We start from the raw sequence: 15,631 nt of genomic DNA, 5'->3' as shown, positions 1-15,631 counted from the left end.
TGCCACCACAGAGTTCGCTTCAGTGTCTCTCAAGACCAGCAGTCGTCGGGATGCTATGGATGCTTCAGAACTTCTCTCGGAACTCGTTAGGGCGTTCCACCGGGAGACCCCAGGCGCGACATGGCTCGAGCTGAAAGAACACTTTCGGGCGGTCTCTGAGGAAGTCCTTGCAGGCGGTGATGTGGCCCAGCAGTGGGGCGGCTTACACACAGGGGCGAGTGGTGGCGGTCTCGGTGTCGTGGGGGCTCTGAGGCTCGTAGAGAGTGCTTCCCGGCCTCAATCTGTATTGCGTTCGTCTCCGTCCCAATCTGTACAGACACTGACCTTTAAGGCTCTTTCAGCTCTGTACTTGAAGGACCGTTCAGGCGAACAGAAAGCGTCAACACTGAGTACCACCAAGTTCACGCACGGGGTTCTTAGTGAGCTGTTGGGCTCCCTGGATCTACGGGTACACACACGAGAAGACCTTGTGGGCCTTCGGGACACTCTCGCGACGACTCGTAAGCCTTCAACGGTTAACCAGATGCTCATGAAGCTCTCTGCTGTCCTGAACTGGGCTGTTGAGAATGGTCACCTCGAAAAGTCATACGACAAGAAGCTGAAGTTCACGAAGGGGCTTGAGTCGACCCGTAAGGCATTCTCACAGGATCAGGTAGGCAAGATCGTTGCTTACGCGAACACGTTCCCTGAGACCTCTTGGAAACGCTGGTTGCTAAGCCTGGGTGCAATCACTGGTGGACGTCTCAATGAAATCTCTCAGTTGACGGTAGGTGACGTACAGACACTGGGGGCAGGCATTACGGCTATTCACATCAATGAGGTGGGGGAGGGTAAGACAATCAAGAACAAGCGTAGCGAGCGTTTGATACCGCTGACAGATGGGGCCTACGGTTTTGACCTTGCGGCATTCCTGCGATATGTAGAATCGTGCAGGCTTGCAGGGGCGAACGCACTGGCTCAGATTGGATATAGACCCGCTGGAGAATGGGCTAACCAGACAGCCATCCCTGAGGCACTGGGAGACTCCTATGCGCGGGGCTTGGTGTTCCACTCATTACGTCATTCGCTGGCGTCCCTTATGCAGGAACATGGCGTCCCCACCACACATGCCCAGGCCCTAATGGGGCACGCTACTGGCACGATAACTTTTGATGTGTACGGCTCAGGGGTTCCCGTTGAGACGCTGGCGGGGTTACTGAAAACAGTGTTCAAACGAGAGGTTGTTGATTGAATGCGTTAGAAACCGTTCTGGCTATCCCGTACCACTACAAGCGCAAAGGAATTTGCTATCTGCGTTTGCGGCCACGGGGTGCCAAGCCCAATTGCTTCAGTATTTCGCTACGTACCTCAGATGGTGTCTTAGCTAAGAGCATCGCCACGGATATCTTAAAGCGGCTTTCTGAGTTCCACTTCAGGAAACCAGCGGCTTCATGGCAACAGCTAAGAACTCAGGCGGAAGAAATTTCGCTGAGGTGCTTGTCTGAGGTTCATGGTGATGTGTCGATGGTGGCGTATCGAGCTGGTAAGACCCGGAGTTCTAACACCTACAAAGAGCCAGTCAGCACGGCCTCTCGAAAGAAGTTTTACTTCACGCCTCGCGGGATAGTAGAACCTGACTGCGCAATTCAAAAACCGGACTATGGCAACCGTGAACTGGGGTTTGGTAATCCTCGTGGTCTGTGGAAAGCAAACCTTACTGTTCCCGGTGAGGACGCTCGGCCTCTGGTCGAAGAGATAGTTCAGGCGCACGAAGCCAACTATAAGAAACTCTTGGCCGAACATGAAAAGAACCCACCAGCGGTTCCTCGCGGTAAGACGCCTCTGCTGCCCTACGAGGGCGATATGCCTTTCGTGATCAACGATGACGGCACTGTGACCTTCAAGATCAAGGGCTATGCCTCGTACATCGATAAGAACACCCAGGAGAACAAAGCGATTCCCCTGAAAGTGGTCGACTCCAAAGGTAAGCGTATCGACAACGTTCCGGCCATCGCTGGTGGCTGTGAGTTGAAGGTGAAGTTCACTCTGTTCCCGTATTGCTGGACAGCTGTGGCTGGTGCTTCCGTGAAACTGCAACTCGACAGCGTAATGCTGATCAGGTTGGTCGAACTCGACACCGATGATGGTTGGGCCGCTGAGGCCGTCGAGGGCGGTTATGTGAGGACAGAACTACAATTGCCATAGGGGGGGTATCGAGCTGGATGTACTCACCGGCCACCCCGACCACGATCTTTTGTTCGTAGCGACTCAGGTAGCCCGTGCGGCTGGCTTGAAGACCCCTCGCGGGGCGGTGCAGGCATATAAGGCAGTCCCTGGGGCCCTGCAAATCAAGGAGGTCCGCTCAATAGTGCCGAACTTCGGTACTTTTGGATTGCACGCTTCAGTTGGCAAACGATTCCCTGATGCCTGGCTTTTCCCAGAAAGCACCATCTATCAGATGCTCCTACGCGGCCACGCCCCGGCCTCTGAGCCGTTCCGTAAGTGGGTCACAGAGGAAGTCCTACCGACCATCCGCAAGACCGGTAAGTACAACGCCGAAGAGTCCACCAATCCAATCGCACAGGGTGTCATGGATGAGCTGAAGACCCTCAGAGGCGAAGTCGGGGAGCTGAAGTCTCTCATTGAAATCCTGATGTCGTGGTGCGCCGTGCCTGAATTCTGCCGATAAAAACACCCACTAATACCCCTTCGTTACAAAACCCCTCACTAAAACCAGAAGGGCTCCCGCTCGCCTGAATTTTGATGAGGAGGTAACACAATGCTCACACCCACAGAGCTGTCCGAGTTGGACAAATGCATTGGCTCTCGAGCTGATGAACTCATAGCTGCACGTACTGAGCGCTGCAAAGCTGCTTCAAAGGTTGCTGGCGTTGGTAAAGGCTCCACACGCACCCGAGGAAGACCACCCAAGTCAATTGAGAATCCCTTTTACCAGTTCATTGGGCCGACCAGCAGTTACGGTCGTTATCCCGAATTTGCATTGGATGTCATTGAGGGCGTTGCACGGCTGGACTGGCATGACCGCCCAATAGGTTCTGGTGGGAAATCCGTGTCTCTGTCTGTGCGCAAGCTGGCAGTGATTCTTGAGAGTCTTGAAAAGGTGACGGCGGAAGCTGTCGGCCAGATTCTTTTGCTCGCTGAACGCCACTCTCAAAGGTACGTAAAGGCTATCGGAATCATCATTCCATACATGCTGAAAGCTCGGCCCAAGCTGCTCACCGATGAGATGGAAGGGCGCTTTGACTGAGAAATTACGTACCGAACATCGAAGCTGAATTACCGCCGCATGTATAAGAGGACCAGTCGAGACTCGAGACCCTGATAGATTAGGTTTGTGAGTATTATTCGTTGACATGTGTGATTGGTGATCGTACATTTGCCTTTCTTCAAACGCACTGAGACAGCGCAATGAGCAATCTAACCGCCTTCAATACCACAGAGCCTGCAATATACATCTCTCTTGAGTACAGCGACGACTATGACGATTACAAGGGCACCGGTTCATGGACCTGGGTTGCTAAGCGCTCATGGAGTTATGGCGGTGCAGTTCGTACAGAAGTGTTTGAAGTCCCTCAGGGCGCAGAGGGAGCAGACAATGAGGATGTGGTCAGTATGATCAGGGCTCTCACGCGCGCGCCGGAAGATAGTGACATTAAGTATGCAGTGGCACAGATGGGGGATACACCAAGTTACGTGGCTGTCCGGGTGGAGTAAGGCTCCTTCCGATACGGTTAGATGTTGAATAATTAAAAAACTGTAACGTGTACGGGTCGTATTCGTATATCTTGAGTGGCTAACGCTTCTCGAGGATTACTTAATGGCCGCTCCCGTATTCGTAACTGACAGTCTTTCAATTGCGCAAGCAACGCCTAAAAGGCGTCATGTTGACTTAAAGGTAAGCCTAACTGCTGCATTGAATGAATTTGTTGCTTTGGGGTTGTTCGAAACTTCAGAGAGTACTGAGGGGCATACCATTTGGAGTCTGGTCGGCGGTCCTATAGTTGCTCAAGAGGCGTTCTATGAGGATTCCTTCAAGAGGCAGTTCGACTTCCTTCAGTTGACCCGTGATGCTGCCCTGGGTGTCGTACTGAGGGCGAGGCATGCAGGGGACCGTGCGGCAATTGTCGATGCAATTCGATACTCCTGAGAGAAGGTTGATTTAAAAACCCTCACTTTAGGGAATAGACCATGCATCTATTTTCGCTTACCAGTTCAGTCCGTATCAGTCAGGCCCGACCGCCTATTACATGATTATCATCTATCACAGCTTCTTTTGGTTGGACTTCTTGGAACCTGGCAGTAACCCGTGTGGGGTGCTGTGAGGCTGTCAGGAGGTCGGCCAAGAAGTCCAACCAAAGGGAATTCACGAGATTATGAATGTCGAAATTGCGCATAAACACGCAGGCCACCTCATTGTTGTCCAAGGCAAGCCTTTCAAAGCCAATGATTCGGGTATGTGGAACTTGACCGAAATTTGGCAGGCCTTGAGATTACCAAAAGCTAAACAGCCAGGTAAGTTTGTAGATCGTAAGGAGGCTCAGAGATTTTTGGAAACCGGAAAAATCGGTTCTGAAAGGAAAGGCTCTCTGAATCAGACTTTCGCGGCAAAGCAGGCCGTTATTCGTTACGCGGCTTGGGTGTCCTCAGAATTTGAAGATGTCGTTTACGACGCTTTCGAGGCAATCCTTGATATGCCAGATGTTGCGCTATTGGTTGCAGGGAAGATGTCTGAGCTTGGAAGGGTAAAGGAATCTGAAATACTGCGTCGAATTGCTGAAAGCGATAAGAGCGCGAGACAAGTCGCACTTAGGCATCTCAATAGAGGTCGTGTTCGCCGAGCGTTGAGTCCGCAGGAGAAGGAAGTACAGACACTTTCTCGGCATGCCGCTCGTTTTGAGAAAAAGCTAAGAGGGTGATTTAAACTTAATTTTCTTTGTCGCGGAGCAATTCCGTAGGCGCAACTTTTGGCTTTCTGCTCGAAGCTAATCATTATTCAAACTTCTCTGCCTAACCATCCGAACTATGCCGGAGCCCTAAGTGTGGGCGCTTGAAATTGGCGTCGGTGGTCGGAGGCAGCTCAAATAAGAGGAAATTTAAATGACCACCTCCGACAACTATGAATCAGTGAAGGCCAAGGGTACGCCCTACGATTCGCTAATTCGACAAGAAGCTGACCGCAACGAAATCCCTTACGAATTCATGCACAAGCTGATCTACAACGAGTCGAGCTTTAACACCGTTGCCAAGTCCCGCACAGGCCCCTTAGGTCTCGGACAGTTCACAGAGTTGACCGGTAAGGCTTACGGCCTGATGTCCCCTGAGGACCGTATGGACCCACAGAAGGCAGTCCCAGCGATTGCCCGCCACCTCAAGGACCTCAAAGGTGCCTATCAGGGTGACTTGCTGAAGGCCGCTTTGGCATACAACCAAGGCCAGGGCCGTTTGGGCTCCCCTCAGTTGGCCGCATTGGATCAAGGTGACTTCACTAAGATCAGTCCCGAGGGCCAGAACTACATGCGCAAGCTGCTGGACGTGTCCGGTGATTCGCCTTCCCGCCAATGGTTCGATGCTCACGGGGTGACCGATCCCGGTATCAACCCAAAGGCCCGAGCCGTCAGCTTTGAGGATGCTACTCGGGGTGTGACGGCAGACTCTAAGGTCCGTGTGGGTCAGGACCTCCCTCAGTTGGGCAATATGAATCTGGAAGGCGGCACCGCGCCTCAGACCCAACAGGATTTCATCACCCTTGAGAACCACATTGGGAAGCCCGAAAGGGGCACCTTCGAGGGGACAGGTGATGCCACAGAGGCCTCCTTGGCTACCTCACCGATTGCCTCCCTGTTCCGGTACGCGGTCCAAGAAGACCATGACCCTCTGGACTGGGTGAACCCAAGTGACAACTCTCAGTGGACCTCTGACGATTACGACATGATCCGCAAGGAAGGTGTGGACCCTCAATACTTCAGCTTCGTGCAGGACTACGCCAAGGGCAAGCGGGCCAACCTTCCGAACGCCATTGCGATGGCAAAGGAGAACATGGCCTATGAGCAGCGCATTGGTAACGCTGGGACTGGCGCTCAGATTGTCGGTGGGTTTGCGGGTGCCGGTCTGGACCCACTGACCTACACGCCTGTTCCAGGGACAACCGGTCTGCGTCTTATCTCTCGGGTTGCTCAAGGTGCGATGTACTCGGGGGCCGCTGCTGTGGCCTCAGAGGGTCTACGCGAGAACATCACGGGCATTGAGGGGCACTACGGGACCGCTCTCGTAGGTGGTGCATTGTTCGGCGCGGGTGCCACAGCCATGTTTGATAGAGCACTGAGGCCAACACTTAGGGAGCCTCGTGTAGACGTTCCTGATGCTGACCTTGAGTCGATCCTTGCGCGGCACGGTGAGTCCGGCTTACCGAATGAGAGATTTGACCTGCACCCTGATATGGAGCCTGACCTAAACGACTTTGCGGGTCCGAGCATTCGCTTGGAGGCCCGAGAGACGGCCAGACAGTTAGGAGAAGAGGACCCGACCAGATACCCATGGACAGCCGGTGAGGAACCTAAAAGCTCCCTCGGTGTGGATTATGTGGATCATCCCAGTGAGCCCGGTGCGGTTCGTCTTCAGGACGGCTCAATACTCTCAGCTTCCAATCCCCTAAACCCGAAGACCATTGAGGAAGCAATGGCCGTGATGCCAGACGACAGGGCAGCGCCTGGGGTATCCATGGGCGGCTTCACCGAGATTGGCTATGTGCTCAACCGCTCAGAAAACCCTGATGTCCTGGCTATCGGCAATCAGTTGTTCCGCTCACCTACAGGGACCGTATCGGGTTCTAACGGGCGCTTTGGGGCTACCGCTTCGGACATCATTGAGCGCATCCAGGGACAGGACCATCTGACGTACAACAAGCTTTCTGATGATGTGCTTGAGGCCATCAAGGACCCTAAGTATGCAATGACCGATGGTGGCCGTCAGGCTCACATTGAGACAGCTTTCAGGAACGCCGCTGAAGCCATTGAGGACACAACAGGGACCAAGCTGGGTCAACTCACAGCCGGTGAGAAGAAGGTCGTGGAGACCCTCAAGGCTCACTATGACCGTAAGGCTGACATGCTGGAATTCCCGGCACAGTTCGGCAACAGGGCAGCTAAGGCGGTGCTCCCAGAAACCCGTCACGCTGGTTCCTACATCCCGAACGTTTACAGCACAGCGGCCAAGGCTCTGAATGTTCAGCGCTTCGGTGGTGCTGATGGTCTTCAGGATGCAATCGTTGAGTCTTGGATGGCTTCCTATGCTGCACGTCCAGCCGTAAAGGCTCGTGTGGACGCCTTGATTAAAAGCCAGCTTGAGGCCGACCTACCGAAACCTGTAGCCGGTAAGCCAGCACCAACGGTCACACCTCAGATGATTCAGGAGGCCGTCGATAAGTACGCCCGTGGGAAGGCTTACGGTATCTCTCACTCCCAGGACTTCGACCGGTCACACCTCGTTGACCCTGACGCTCTGGGGATGGTTGGTGCAGCAAATAACAACTTCCTTGAGGGCCGTCACTTGTTCGACAGTGACATGAAGGTGCCCATGGGTGATGGCGCTACGTTCTCCGTCAATGACCTTCGTGACTTTGACCTGGCTCGAATCACGCCCAGCTATGACCGCCGTGTGAACGGTGACATTGGAATCATGGGCGCTACAGGCAAAACCCCTGGGGAACTTCGGGCACAGATGCAGGCGGTCAAGGACGGCAAGGCCAACGAACGGGCAGCACTTGAAGAGGGCTTGAAGATTCTCACCGGGCAAGCTCGAAGAGACCCTGAAGGTGCCTTTGCGACGGCTGCTCGTGCTCTGACAGATTGGAGTTTTGTCTCTAAGAACGCCTACATGGGTGTGCAGTCGATCACCGAGGTTGCCGCAATGGTCACCAAGGGACACACCAGCATGCTTCTTAAAGGGGTCCCCGTTATCCGTGACATGGTTTCTTGGGGCTCAAAGATCAACGCTGATGACCTGGCTGAGATGCACCAAATGGTTTTTGGTCGTGAGCTGGACAACCTCATTCGTCCAAGCCGTCAGGACATCATTCAGCGTCTCCGTGACCACGCAAATACGAACCCCACTGTGGCTAACGTTATTGGTTCCATCAAATACGGCACACAAGAGTTCGCGGCTTGGTCACCGTTCACAAAGTTCCTCACAGAGTCCTCTAACTACATCGCAGATGCTGGACGTCAGGGGGTTCTATCGGACTTCGTGAATCATGCTGTGAACGGTCGGGCATCAAAGCTGTTTGAACCTGAGCGTCTGAAGTCTATGTCCATCACCCCTGAGCAATTCAAGGGAATGACGGACCTCGTTAGGCAGTACGCCAAGAAACAACCAGACGGGTCCTACAAGATCACCGATAAGGCAGCCTTTCAAGCTGACCCTCGGACAATGGACCTGTGGCGGATGGGCGATAAGATCGCTGACGAAACCATTTTGAGACCGCACAAGTTCTCTTCCACGGATACGGTGGCCTATGGCGCTGGTGTGAAGATGGCTATGCAGTTCAAGAACTTCACAATGCGCTCTGTTAACTCTCGCCTCATCCGGGGCTATCACGACGCCACAAAGAACGGTCGGGCAATCGATCAGACAATGCAGGCGGTAATCTCCACGGGCCTTGCTGTGAGTGCTTACGTAGCGATGAAGTATAGCCAGTCAGCGGGAATGCCAAAGGACCAGCGTGAGAAGTTCTTGAAGGCTTCCCTTGATCCCAAGATGTTGGCCTATGCGGCGCTGTCGCGTAGCTCCCACCTCGGGGCTCCTTTGGGTTTGGTTAACATCGTAGCGGCTCCTTTGGGTGTCGATCAGGCCGCAATGGTCCGTTCCTCGATTCTCCCAAGGGGTCCTAAAGAGAAACGTCCTGAAGGCGCAATGAAATACAGCGCCACCAGTGATGACCGTGTGACTGGCTTCTATGGCCGTGTGGCCGAACAGGTCCCAGCGCTTGGAGTCCTGAGTAATGCCTATCAGGTTGGCTACAACGTTACAGGGGCTTCCGCAATGGACTCCCGTAAGGCTGATCAGGAATACATGACAGGCGTCTTTAATGGCCTTCGTGGGCTCGTACCGAATGACCCCGTTACTCAAAAGCTCTTGCTAATGATGATGGAAAGTCAGGGCGTAGAGATTCGCTGAACACGAGCAATGAAACTAAATATAGAGCGCCTCCAGGCCCCTATCAAACTCGCCAGACAAAAGGAGAATTAATTGATATGAAAACCACTTATCCAAAGTTGACCATTCAGAAAGCTACCTTAGAAGACTTGAAGGTGGCTGCTGCGAATCTTTCGGAAGGAGATTTGAGAGACTTCAACTGCATGCAAGCCGGACGACAACCGATGGATGTATTTCCTAAACACCTTGATGCCACCACGGTAGTCATAAAGTTCCTTGGTGAAGTATTGGCAGTTGGGGGGCATAGTGCGAATGTCTGGCTCGTCACCACAAAGGTCGTAACCTATATGACTCAGGCTGAACGCTATGGATTCTATCGGCTAATAAAAAGTCACGTTGATTTCGTTAGGAGCCAGGTGCAGGACGAAAGCATTCTTTCAAACTTTGTATCGCTGGCAAACCTGTCACACATTAAACTCCTCAAGAAGCTGGGTTCTAAAATAAGTGAAGAAACTTATAATAGCCCCGCAGGATTTCACTTTAAGAAGTTCTATTTGGGTGGTGTGAACCATGTGTGAACCAGTCTCCATTAGTATCGCGATGGGCGCAATGATGGCTGGCACGGCAGCAATGAGCGCCTCTGAGTCTGCGAAAGCTAAAGGCAAGATGACAGACAACGAGCGTAAGTCCCAAAACGAAATCGTGAAGCAAGCCAACTTCGCGGAGAACGATCAGAAGCTTGCGACCGTGGATAAACACGATGAGGCCCGCCGTCAGCTCACAGAGGTGAACCTACAGGCCCTACGGAACCAAGGGACCATCAATGCTGCTGTGGGTGAGTCTGGTCTTGCGGGCAACTCCATGGACCGCATCAAGAATTCTGTAGCCAACGATGCATCGGCGCAGAAGATGAACATCACCGAAAACTACGAGCGGGACTATCAGGCGATCTTTGCGAATCGCGTGGGTAGCTCTGAGAACTCTAAGGCTGCTGTACGTGGTGCAGGTGGCAAAAATTACAAGGTGAACAACATCGCCAACGCCCTGAACATCGTGTCTTCCGGGGCGCAGGGTTACATGGGGGCTGGTGGTAAGTTTGGTAGCGGGGCTTCAGGTACCCCATCAGGTGGTAACAGTGTGAGCGTTAACAATGGCGGGACACGTTGAGGTCTTCATGGTCTAACGAGTGTTGACCAATCAGAGGGGCCTTCGGGTCCCTTATTTTTTCAGTTTTGCCAGATGGCTACAGGCCACGCCCTGCAAGGGTTCCAAAAGCACCCACTATAACCATAGGGAGGCTTAAAGTTTCTTTCTTAGAGCCCCGAGACGTTACAGTCTGTAAGGGCTCCAAAACCCCTCACTATAACCATAGGGAGGCTTAAAGTTACTTCTTAGAGATGTCTCTGAGACCTCCTGACTGGGGGTGGTGGTTATCACCATCTACCACCCTCTCTGTTACCAGCTCAAAGGAGGCCTAAGCGATGCCTACACGGTGGAAGACCTGTGTTGCTGTTATCCGCACTCTGGCTACCCATCGTGTCACTTACCGATTTCTTGCTCTACTCCTTGTCAGTCTTGGAGTTGTTCAAGGTGGTCCACTGGTCGAACGCTTTGGTGGTGCTGTCTGTGTGTTGCTTAGTGGTTGCAAAGGGTGACTTTGGGTGTTTACTGAAACCTCGAAAATGACCTGCTCAGTACCTGACAGATTGCCACTCACCGCTGTATGCTGGCTGCATCTTTGAAGGAGCTATGCAGCATGGCGATGATTGACCTCTACTCCAAGCGGCGAAGCCGAGAACTGCATGGCGTACCAGATGTTTATACCTACGATTCGTTCTCGGCTAATTTCCGTGTAAAACTCTCAATGTTGATTGACGATTTGTTGGGTGACGGCGGTGCCTACGTGTCCAGTCGTGGAGCCAGCGAGGCTTATGACACTATTGTCGCTTTATTGAAGAAAGAATACGGAGTTCGGTCGCTTGCTGATCGTAGGCATTCCAACGCGTATTCTGAGTTGCATTATTTCATAGAGAATGAGCCTACGGTAGATAGGTGTTTGGATGCCGTAGAGTTGTCCTATCGAATGGGTGACCTTGTTGCGCGTAAACCTCAGTATTACCCTGAATTTAAAACTGATGCCCATAACTATGTCGATTCGTGCATCATCGAACTTAATGCGAGGTTTAAGGAGTCTGGATACGGCTATGAACTGATTGATATGGCAATCATGCGTGTCGATTCTGAGTTCATGCATACTGAAGCAGTAAAGCCTGCTATTCAGTTACTCAATTTTGACGGCTTTGAAGCAGCAAGAATTGAATTCTTTGGGGCGTATGAGCATTACCGTCATAAGCGTTACAAGGAAGCTCTCGTGGATGCAGCAAAGTGCTTTGAGAGTACCTGCAAAGTCATTCTCACTGCCAATGGTTGGGCTTATACACCGCGCGACGGCGCATCTAAGCTCATAGAGATACTGGTGCGAGAAGAGTTCCTGCCAGCACTTCATAAGAGCCAACTAACATCACTTCAGTCGTTGCTCAGTTCCGGTATTCCCACGCTGAGAAACAATCTCGGTGGACACGGAGATGGTCCTACAGTTGTCGAGGTATCACAGGAGACGGTCGCTTACGGCCTACATCTCACAGCCTCTGCAATCGTTTTTCTCGGGAGCATCCACCAGCAACGCACTACATGAGAATCTGACAGAAAAATCTGAATGACCATCTCAACTGTTCTACGCCGCCAATTCCCCCGTGGCCCTCTCGTTAGCTACTCGCCAGTTCACAGCGCGCCTGAGCCTTACCGCATGGGTGCGCCTGGGGTCCTTGTCGCGGGCCTGCACGCCTCTGTAAGTCCTGCCGAGCGTTCCCCAAGAACGCCCTGTGCTGTTACAACTCAAGTACCAACTCAAGGTACAAACCTCTGGCAAACCCTCTCAGACCTCGTTAGGATTTGCCCACCTGAGTCCTTGCAGACTTACTGACTGGCAAACCGCATCTCCCGCGTCTCCCCCATCAACAACCCCCGGTTCTGCTCCGTCACCTCGCGTATGTAATCCCACAACAACGTAATCCGCTTCAACTTCCGCAAATCCTCGCGGCAATACATCCAAAACTGCCGCGTAACCGCAATCTGCTCCCCAAGCACCGGCAATAACCGTGGATCTTGCGCCGCCAAAAAGCACGGCAAAATCGCCATCGACCGCCCTTGCTGCGCCGCCACGTACTGCGCGATCACGCTGGTGCTGCGCAGGCTGGCGCTGGCGCCGGGCACTACGTTCGCCAGGTACAGCAGCTCCGAGCTGAAGGCCAGGTCGTCGACGTAGCTGATGAACGGATGCTCGGCCAAATCCGCCGGGCGGTGGATGGGCGGGTGTTGGTCGAGGTAGTCCTGGGTCGCGTACAGCTGCAGCTTGTAGTCGCACAGTTTGCAGCACACATACGGCCCGTGTTCCGGGCGTTCCAGGGCGATGACGATGTCGGCTTCGCGCTTGGACAGGCTGATGAAGTGAGGCAGGGGCAGGATGTCGACCGAGATCGCCGGGTAGGTATCGACGAAGTGGCTCAGTTGCGGGGTGACGAAGAAGCTGCCGAAACCTTCGGTGCAGCCCATGCGGACATGCCCGGACAGCGCCATGCCGGAGCCGGAGACTTGTTCGCAGGCCATGTGCAAGGTGCTTTCGATGGATTCGGCGTAGCCCAGCAAACGCTGGCCTTCGTTGGTGAGGACGAAGCCGCTGGTCCGGGATTTTTCGAACAGCAGGGTGCCGAGTGAGACTTCCAGCGAACTGATGCGCCGCGACACGGTGGTGTAGTCCACCGCCAGGCGCTTGGCGGCGACGCTGGCCTTGCGGGTGCGGGCCACTTCGAGGAAAAACTTCAGGTCATCCCAGTTCAGGGCGCCCAGCGATGTGATGTTTTTTTGCATATTGGACCGGCTTTTATGTGCGTTCTTATTAGAAGTTTGCACATCTATACTCCAAAAACAGTCCGAACGCCTCATCCTCAAGGCGATTCAACGCCTTGGTTCTCTGCCTATAAATACAAATTGGAGACCACATGAACGCATCTGCCGATATTTCCGTGCAGCAGGTCAAGTTGCTGATCAACGGTGAATGGGTCGAGTCAACGACCACCCACTGGCAAGACATCGTCAACCCGGCCACCCAGCAAGTGCTGGCCAAAGTCCCGTTCGCCACCGCCGATGAAGTTAACGCCGCCATCGACGCCGCCCATCGCGCCTTCCAGACCTGGAAGCTGACCCCGATCGGCGCCCGCATGCGCATCATGCTCAAGCTGCAAGCCTTGATCCGCGAGCACTCCAAGCGCATCGCCGTAGTTCTCAGCGCCGAGCAGGGCAAGACCATTGCCGATGCCGAGGGCGATATTTTCCGTGGCCTGGAAGTGGTGGAGCACGCCTGTTCCATCGGCACCCTGCAAATGGGCGAGTTCGCTGAAAACGTCGCCGGCGGTGTCGACACCTACACCCTGCGCCAGCCCATCGGTGTGTGCGCCGGGATTACCCCGTTCAACTTCCCGGCGATGATTCCGCTGTGGATGTTCCCGATGGCGATTGCCTGCGGTAACACTTTCGTCCTCAAGCCTTCCGAGCAAGACCCGCTGTCCACGATGCTGCTGGTGGAGCTGGCGCTGGAAGCCGGTGTGCCGGCCGGTGTGCTCAACGTGGTACACGGCGGCAAGGACGTGGTGGACGCGCTCTGCACGCATAAAGACATCAAGGCGGTGTCGTTCGTCGGTTCGACCGCCGTCGGTACCCATGTGTACGACCTGGCCGGTAAACACGGCAAGCGCGTGCAATCGATGATGGGCGCCAAGAACCATGCCGTGGTGCTGCCGGATGCCAACCGCGAACACACCCTCAACGCCCTGGTCGGTGCCGGTTTCGGCGCGGCGGGCCAGCGTTGCATGGCCACTTCGGTGGTGGTGCTGGTGGGCGCTTCCAAGCAATGGCTGCCCGATCTGAAGGCGCTGGCGCAGCAGCTCAAGGTCAATGCCGGCAGCGAAGCGGGCACGGACGTCGGCCCGGTGATTTCCAAGCGTGCCAAGGCGCGCATCCTGGAGCTGATCGAAAGCGGCGTGAAAGAAGGCGCCAAGCTGGAGCTGGACGGTCGTGGTATCCAGGTGCCGGGCTTCGAGCAAGGCAACTTTGTCGGTCCGACCCTGTTCTCGGGCGTGACCCCCGACATGCAGATCTACACCCAGGAAATCTTCGGCCCGGTGCTGGTGGTGCTGGAAGTCGACACCCTCGATGAAGCCATCGCGCTGGTCAACGCTAACCCGTTCGGCAACGGCACCGGCCTGTTCACCCAGAGCGGGGCGGCGGCGCGTAAGTTCCAGAGCGAAATCGACGTCGGCCAGGTCGGCATCAACATCCCGATCCCGGTGCCGGTGCCGTTCTTCAGCTTCACCGGTTCGCGCGGTTCCAAGCTCGGCGACCTGGGCCCGTATGGCAAGCAAGTGGTGCAGTTCTACACCCAGACCAAAACCGTCACCAGCCGCTGGTTCGATGACGACACGGTCAACGATGGCGTCAACACCACCATCAACCTGCGCTGATTCCGGGAGACGAGCATGAAGATTGCATTTATCGGCTTGGGCAACATGGGCGCGCCCATGGCCCGCAACCTGATCAAGGCCGGCCACGCGCTGAACCTGTTCGACCTGAACCAGGCGGTACTCAAGGAACTGGCGGAGCTGGGCGGCAGCATCAGCGATTCACCGCGTGATGCGGCAAACGGCGCTGAGCTGGTGATTACCATGCTGCCGGCCGCTGCCCATGTGCGCAGTGTCTGGCTGGGCGAAGACGGCGTATTGGCCGGTATCGGCCAAGGCGTGCCAGCGGTGGATTGCAGCACCATCGACCCGCAAACCATCCGCGATGTCGCGGTGGCGGCGGCCAAGCAAGGTGTGGCCGTCGCCGACGCGCCGGTCTCCGGCGGCACCGGTGGCGCGCAAGCCGGGACGCTCACCTTCATGGTCGGCGCCACCCCGGAGTTGTTCGCCACCCTGCAACCGGTGCTGGCGCAGATGGGCCGCAACATCGTGCGTTGCGGCGACGTCGGCACCGGCCAAATCGCCAAGATCTGCAACAACCTGCTCTTGGGCATCAGCATGGTCGGCGTCAGCGAAGCGATGGCCCTGGGCGATGCGCTGGGCATCGACACCCAAGTGCTGGCCGGCATCATCAACAGCTCCACCGGGCGCTGCTGGAGTTCCGACACCTACAACCCATGGCCTGGCGTGATCGAAACCGCGCCGTCGTCCCGGGGCTATACCGGCGGTTTTGGCGCCGACCTGATGCTCAAGGATTTGGGCCTGGCCACTGAAGCTGCGCGCCAGGCGCACCAACCGGTGATCCTCGGCGCTGTGGCCCAGCAGTTGTATCAATCGATGAGCCAGCGCGGGGAAGGGGGCAAGGACTTCTCGGCGATTATCAACAGCTACCGCAAGCCCAAATAAAC

Annotated in this window: 15 protein-coding genes; 14 read left to right on the top strand and 1 reads right to left on the bottom strand. The window is 54.9% G+C overall.

The window, feature by feature from the left end:
• The first annotated feature begins 22 nt into the window (after positions 1 to 22).
• From ACP7CJ_RS10095 to ACP7CJ_RS10040, 12 genes are all read left to right on the top strand, one after another.
• On the top strand, positions 23 to 1,231 hold the full coding sequence (locus ACP7CJ_RS10095; RefSeq protein WP_426100266.1) for a tyrosine-type recombinase/integrase: 1,209 nt from the start codon (positions 23 to 25) through the stop codon (positions 1,229 to 1,231).
• A complete protein-coding gene (locus ACP7CJ_RS10090; protein ID WP_426100264.1) occupies positions 1,228 to 2,184 on the top strand; it encodes a DUF2815 family protein in 957 nt (318 codons plus the stop codon). The genes ACP7CJ_RS10095 and ACP7CJ_RS10090 overlap by 4 nt, the downstream gene beginning before the upstream one ends.
• Positions 2,185 to 2,191: 7 nt before the next feature.
• A complete protein-coding gene (locus ACP7CJ_RS10085) occupies positions 2,192 to 2,668 on the top strand; it encodes a BRO-N domain-containing protein (RefSeq protein WP_426100286.1) in 477 nt (158 codons plus the stop codon).
• Positions 2,669 to 2,758: 90 nt separating this feature from the next.
• A complete protein-coding gene (locus ACP7CJ_RS10080) occupies positions 2,759 to 3,247 on the top strand; it encodes a hypothetical protein (protein WP_426100262.1) in 489 nt (162 codons plus the stop codon).
• A gap of 161 nt (positions 3,248 to 3,408) precedes the next feature.
• Positions 3,409 to 3,714, top strand: coding sequence for a hypothetical protein (locus ACP7CJ_RS10075; protein WP_426100260.1), 306 nt, complete (start codon positions 3,409 to 3,411; stop codon positions 3,712 to 3,714).
• 103 nt (positions 3,715 to 3,817) lie between these two features.
• Positions 3,818 to 4,147 carry a hypothetical protein gene (locus ACP7CJ_RS10070; protein ID WP_426100258.1) on the top strand — a complete coding sequence of 110 codons (330 nt, stop codon included), beginning with the start codon at positions 3,818 to 3,820 and terminating at the stop codon, positions 4,145 to 4,147.
• 226 nt (positions 4,148 to 4,373) lie between these two features.
• Complete coding sequence (locus tag ACP7CJ_RS10065) at positions 4,374 to 4,916, top strand: KilA-N domain-containing protein (RefSeq protein ID WP_426100256.1); 543 nt, start codon at positions 4,374 to 4,376, stop codon at positions 4,914 to 4,916.
• 181 nt (positions 4,917 to 5,097) lie between these two features.
• Complete coding sequence (locus ACP7CJ_RS10060) at positions 5,098 to 9,171, top strand: transglycosylase SLT domain-containing protein (RefSeq protein WP_426100254.1); 4,074 nt, start codon at positions 5,098 to 5,100, stop codon at positions 9,169 to 9,171.
• A gap of 77 nt (positions 9,172 to 9,248) precedes the next feature.
• Positions 9,249 to 9,728, top strand: coding sequence for a phage protein Gp13 family protein (locus ACP7CJ_RS10055; RefSeq protein ID WP_426100252.1), 480 nt, complete (start codon positions 9,249 to 9,251; stop codon positions 9,726 to 9,728).
• The gene (locus tag ACP7CJ_RS10050) at positions 9,721 to 10,317 is read left to right on the top strand and encodes a virion core protein, T7 gp14 family (protein ID WP_426100250.1); all 597 of its coding nucleotides are present in this window, start codon (positions 9,721 to 9,723) and stop codon (positions 10,315 to 10,317) included. The genes ACP7CJ_RS10055 and ACP7CJ_RS10050 overlap by 8 nt, the downstream gene beginning before the upstream one ends.
• Before the next feature lie 314 nt (positions 10,318 to 10,631).
• Entirely contained in the window at positions 10,632 to 10,805 is a 174-nt protein-coding gene (locus ACP7CJ_RS10045) for a gp19.5 family protein (RefSeq protein WP_426100248.1), read from the top strand.
• 101 nt (positions 10,806 to 10,906) lie between these two features.
• A complete protein-coding gene (locus ACP7CJ_RS10040; RefSeq protein ID WP_426100246.1) occupies positions 10,907 to 11,845 on the top strand; it encodes an STM4504/CBY_0614 family protein in 939 nt (312 codons plus the stop codon).
• Between the two features lie 281 nt (positions 11,846 to 12,126).
• On the opposite strand, the gene ACP7CJ_RS10035 is transcribed toward ACP7CJ_RS10040, so the two are convergent.
• Positions 12,127 to 13,077 carry a LysR family transcriptional regulator gene (locus ACP7CJ_RS10035; RefSeq protein ID WP_426100244.1) on the bottom strand — a complete coding sequence of 317 codons (951 nt, stop codon included), beginning with the start codon at positions 13,075 to 13,077 and terminating at the stop codon, positions 12,127 to 12,129.
• Positions 13,078 to 13,208: 131 nt separating this feature from the next.
• Here ACP7CJ_RS10035 and ACP7CJ_RS10030 point away from each other — a divergent pair, with 131 nt between their 5' ends.
• Positions 13,209 to 14,726, top strand: coding sequence for a CoA-acylating methylmalonate-semialdehyde dehydrogenase (locus ACP7CJ_RS10030; RefSeq protein ID WP_426100242.1), 1,518 nt, complete (start codon positions 13,209 to 13,211; stop codon positions 14,724 to 14,726).
• 15 nt (positions 14,727 to 14,741) lie between these two features.
• The gene (gene mmsB / locus ACP7CJ_RS10025) at positions 14,742 to 15,629 is read left to right on the top strand and encodes a 3-hydroxyisobutyrate dehydrogenase (protein ID WP_426100240.1); all 888 of its coding nucleotides are present in this window, start codon (positions 14,742 to 14,744) and stop codon (positions 15,627 to 15,629) included.
• The last annotated feature ends 2 nt before the right edge of the window (positions 15,630 to 15,631 follow it).

Source organism: Pseudomonas sp. PSPC3-2, assembly GCF_049897085.1.
Taxonomy (GTDB): domain Bacteria; phylum Pseudomonadota; class Gammaproteobacteria; order Pseudomonadales; family Pseudomonadaceae; genus Aquipseudomonas; species Aquipseudomonas paraveronii.
The sequence above is the reverse complement of the archived record's forward strand: the minus strand, read 5'-3'. Positions and strand labels throughout refer to the sequence as shown.

What these genes read in the sequence shown, in the direction of transcription:
- ACP7CJ_RS10080 (WP_426100262.1), top strand. Translation starts at nt 2,759, where the DNA reads ATGCTCACACCCACAGAGCTGTCCGAGTTGGACAAATGCATTGGCTCT.
- ACP7CJ_RS10075 (WP_426100260.1), top strand. Translation starts at nt 3,409, where the DNA reads ATGAGCAATCTAACCGCCTTCAATACCACAGAGCCTGCAATATACATC.
- ACP7CJ_RS10070 (WP_426100258.1), top strand. Translation starts at nt 3,818, where the DNA reads ATGGCCGCTCCCGTATTCGTAACTGACAGTCTTTCAATTGCGCAAGCA.
- ACP7CJ_RS10065 (WP_426100256.1), top strand. Translation starts at nt 4,374, where the DNA reads ATGAATGTCGAAATTGCGCATAAACACGCAGGCCACCTCATTGTTGTC.
- ACP7CJ_RS10060 (WP_426100254.1), top strand. Translation starts at nt 5,098, where the DNA reads ATGACCACCTCCGACAACTATGAATCAGTGAAGGCCAAGGGTACGCCC.
- ACP7CJ_RS10055 (WP_426100252.1), top strand. Translation starts at nt 9,249, where the DNA reads ATGAAAACCACTTATCCAAAGTTGACCATTCAGAAAGCTACCTTAGAA.
- ACP7CJ_RS10050 (WP_426100250.1), top strand. Translation starts at nt 9,721, where the DNA reads ATGTGTGAACCAGTCTCCATTAGTATCGCGATGGGCGCAATGATGGCT.
- ACP7CJ_RS10045 (WP_426100248.1), top strand. Translation starts at nt 10,632, where the DNA reads ATGCCTACACGGTGGAAGACCTGTGTTGCTGTTATCCGCACTCTGGCT.
- ACP7CJ_RS10040 (WP_426100246.1), top strand. Translation starts at nt 10,907, where the DNA reads ATGGCGATGATTGACCTCTACTCCAAGCGGCGAAGCCGAGAACTGCAT.
- ACP7CJ_RS10035 (WP_426100244.1), bottom strand. Translation starts at nt 13,077, where the DNA reads ATGCAAAAAAACATCACATCGCTGGGCGCCCTGAACTGGGATGACCTG.
- ACP7CJ_RS10030 (WP_426100242.1), top strand. Translation starts at nt 13,209, where the DNA reads ATGAACGCATCTGCCGATATTTCCGTGCAGCAGGTCAAGTTGCTGATC.
- mmsB (WP_426100240.1), top strand. Translation starts at nt 14,742, where the DNA reads ATGAAGATTGCATTTATCGGCTTGGGCAACATGGGCGCGCCCATGGCC.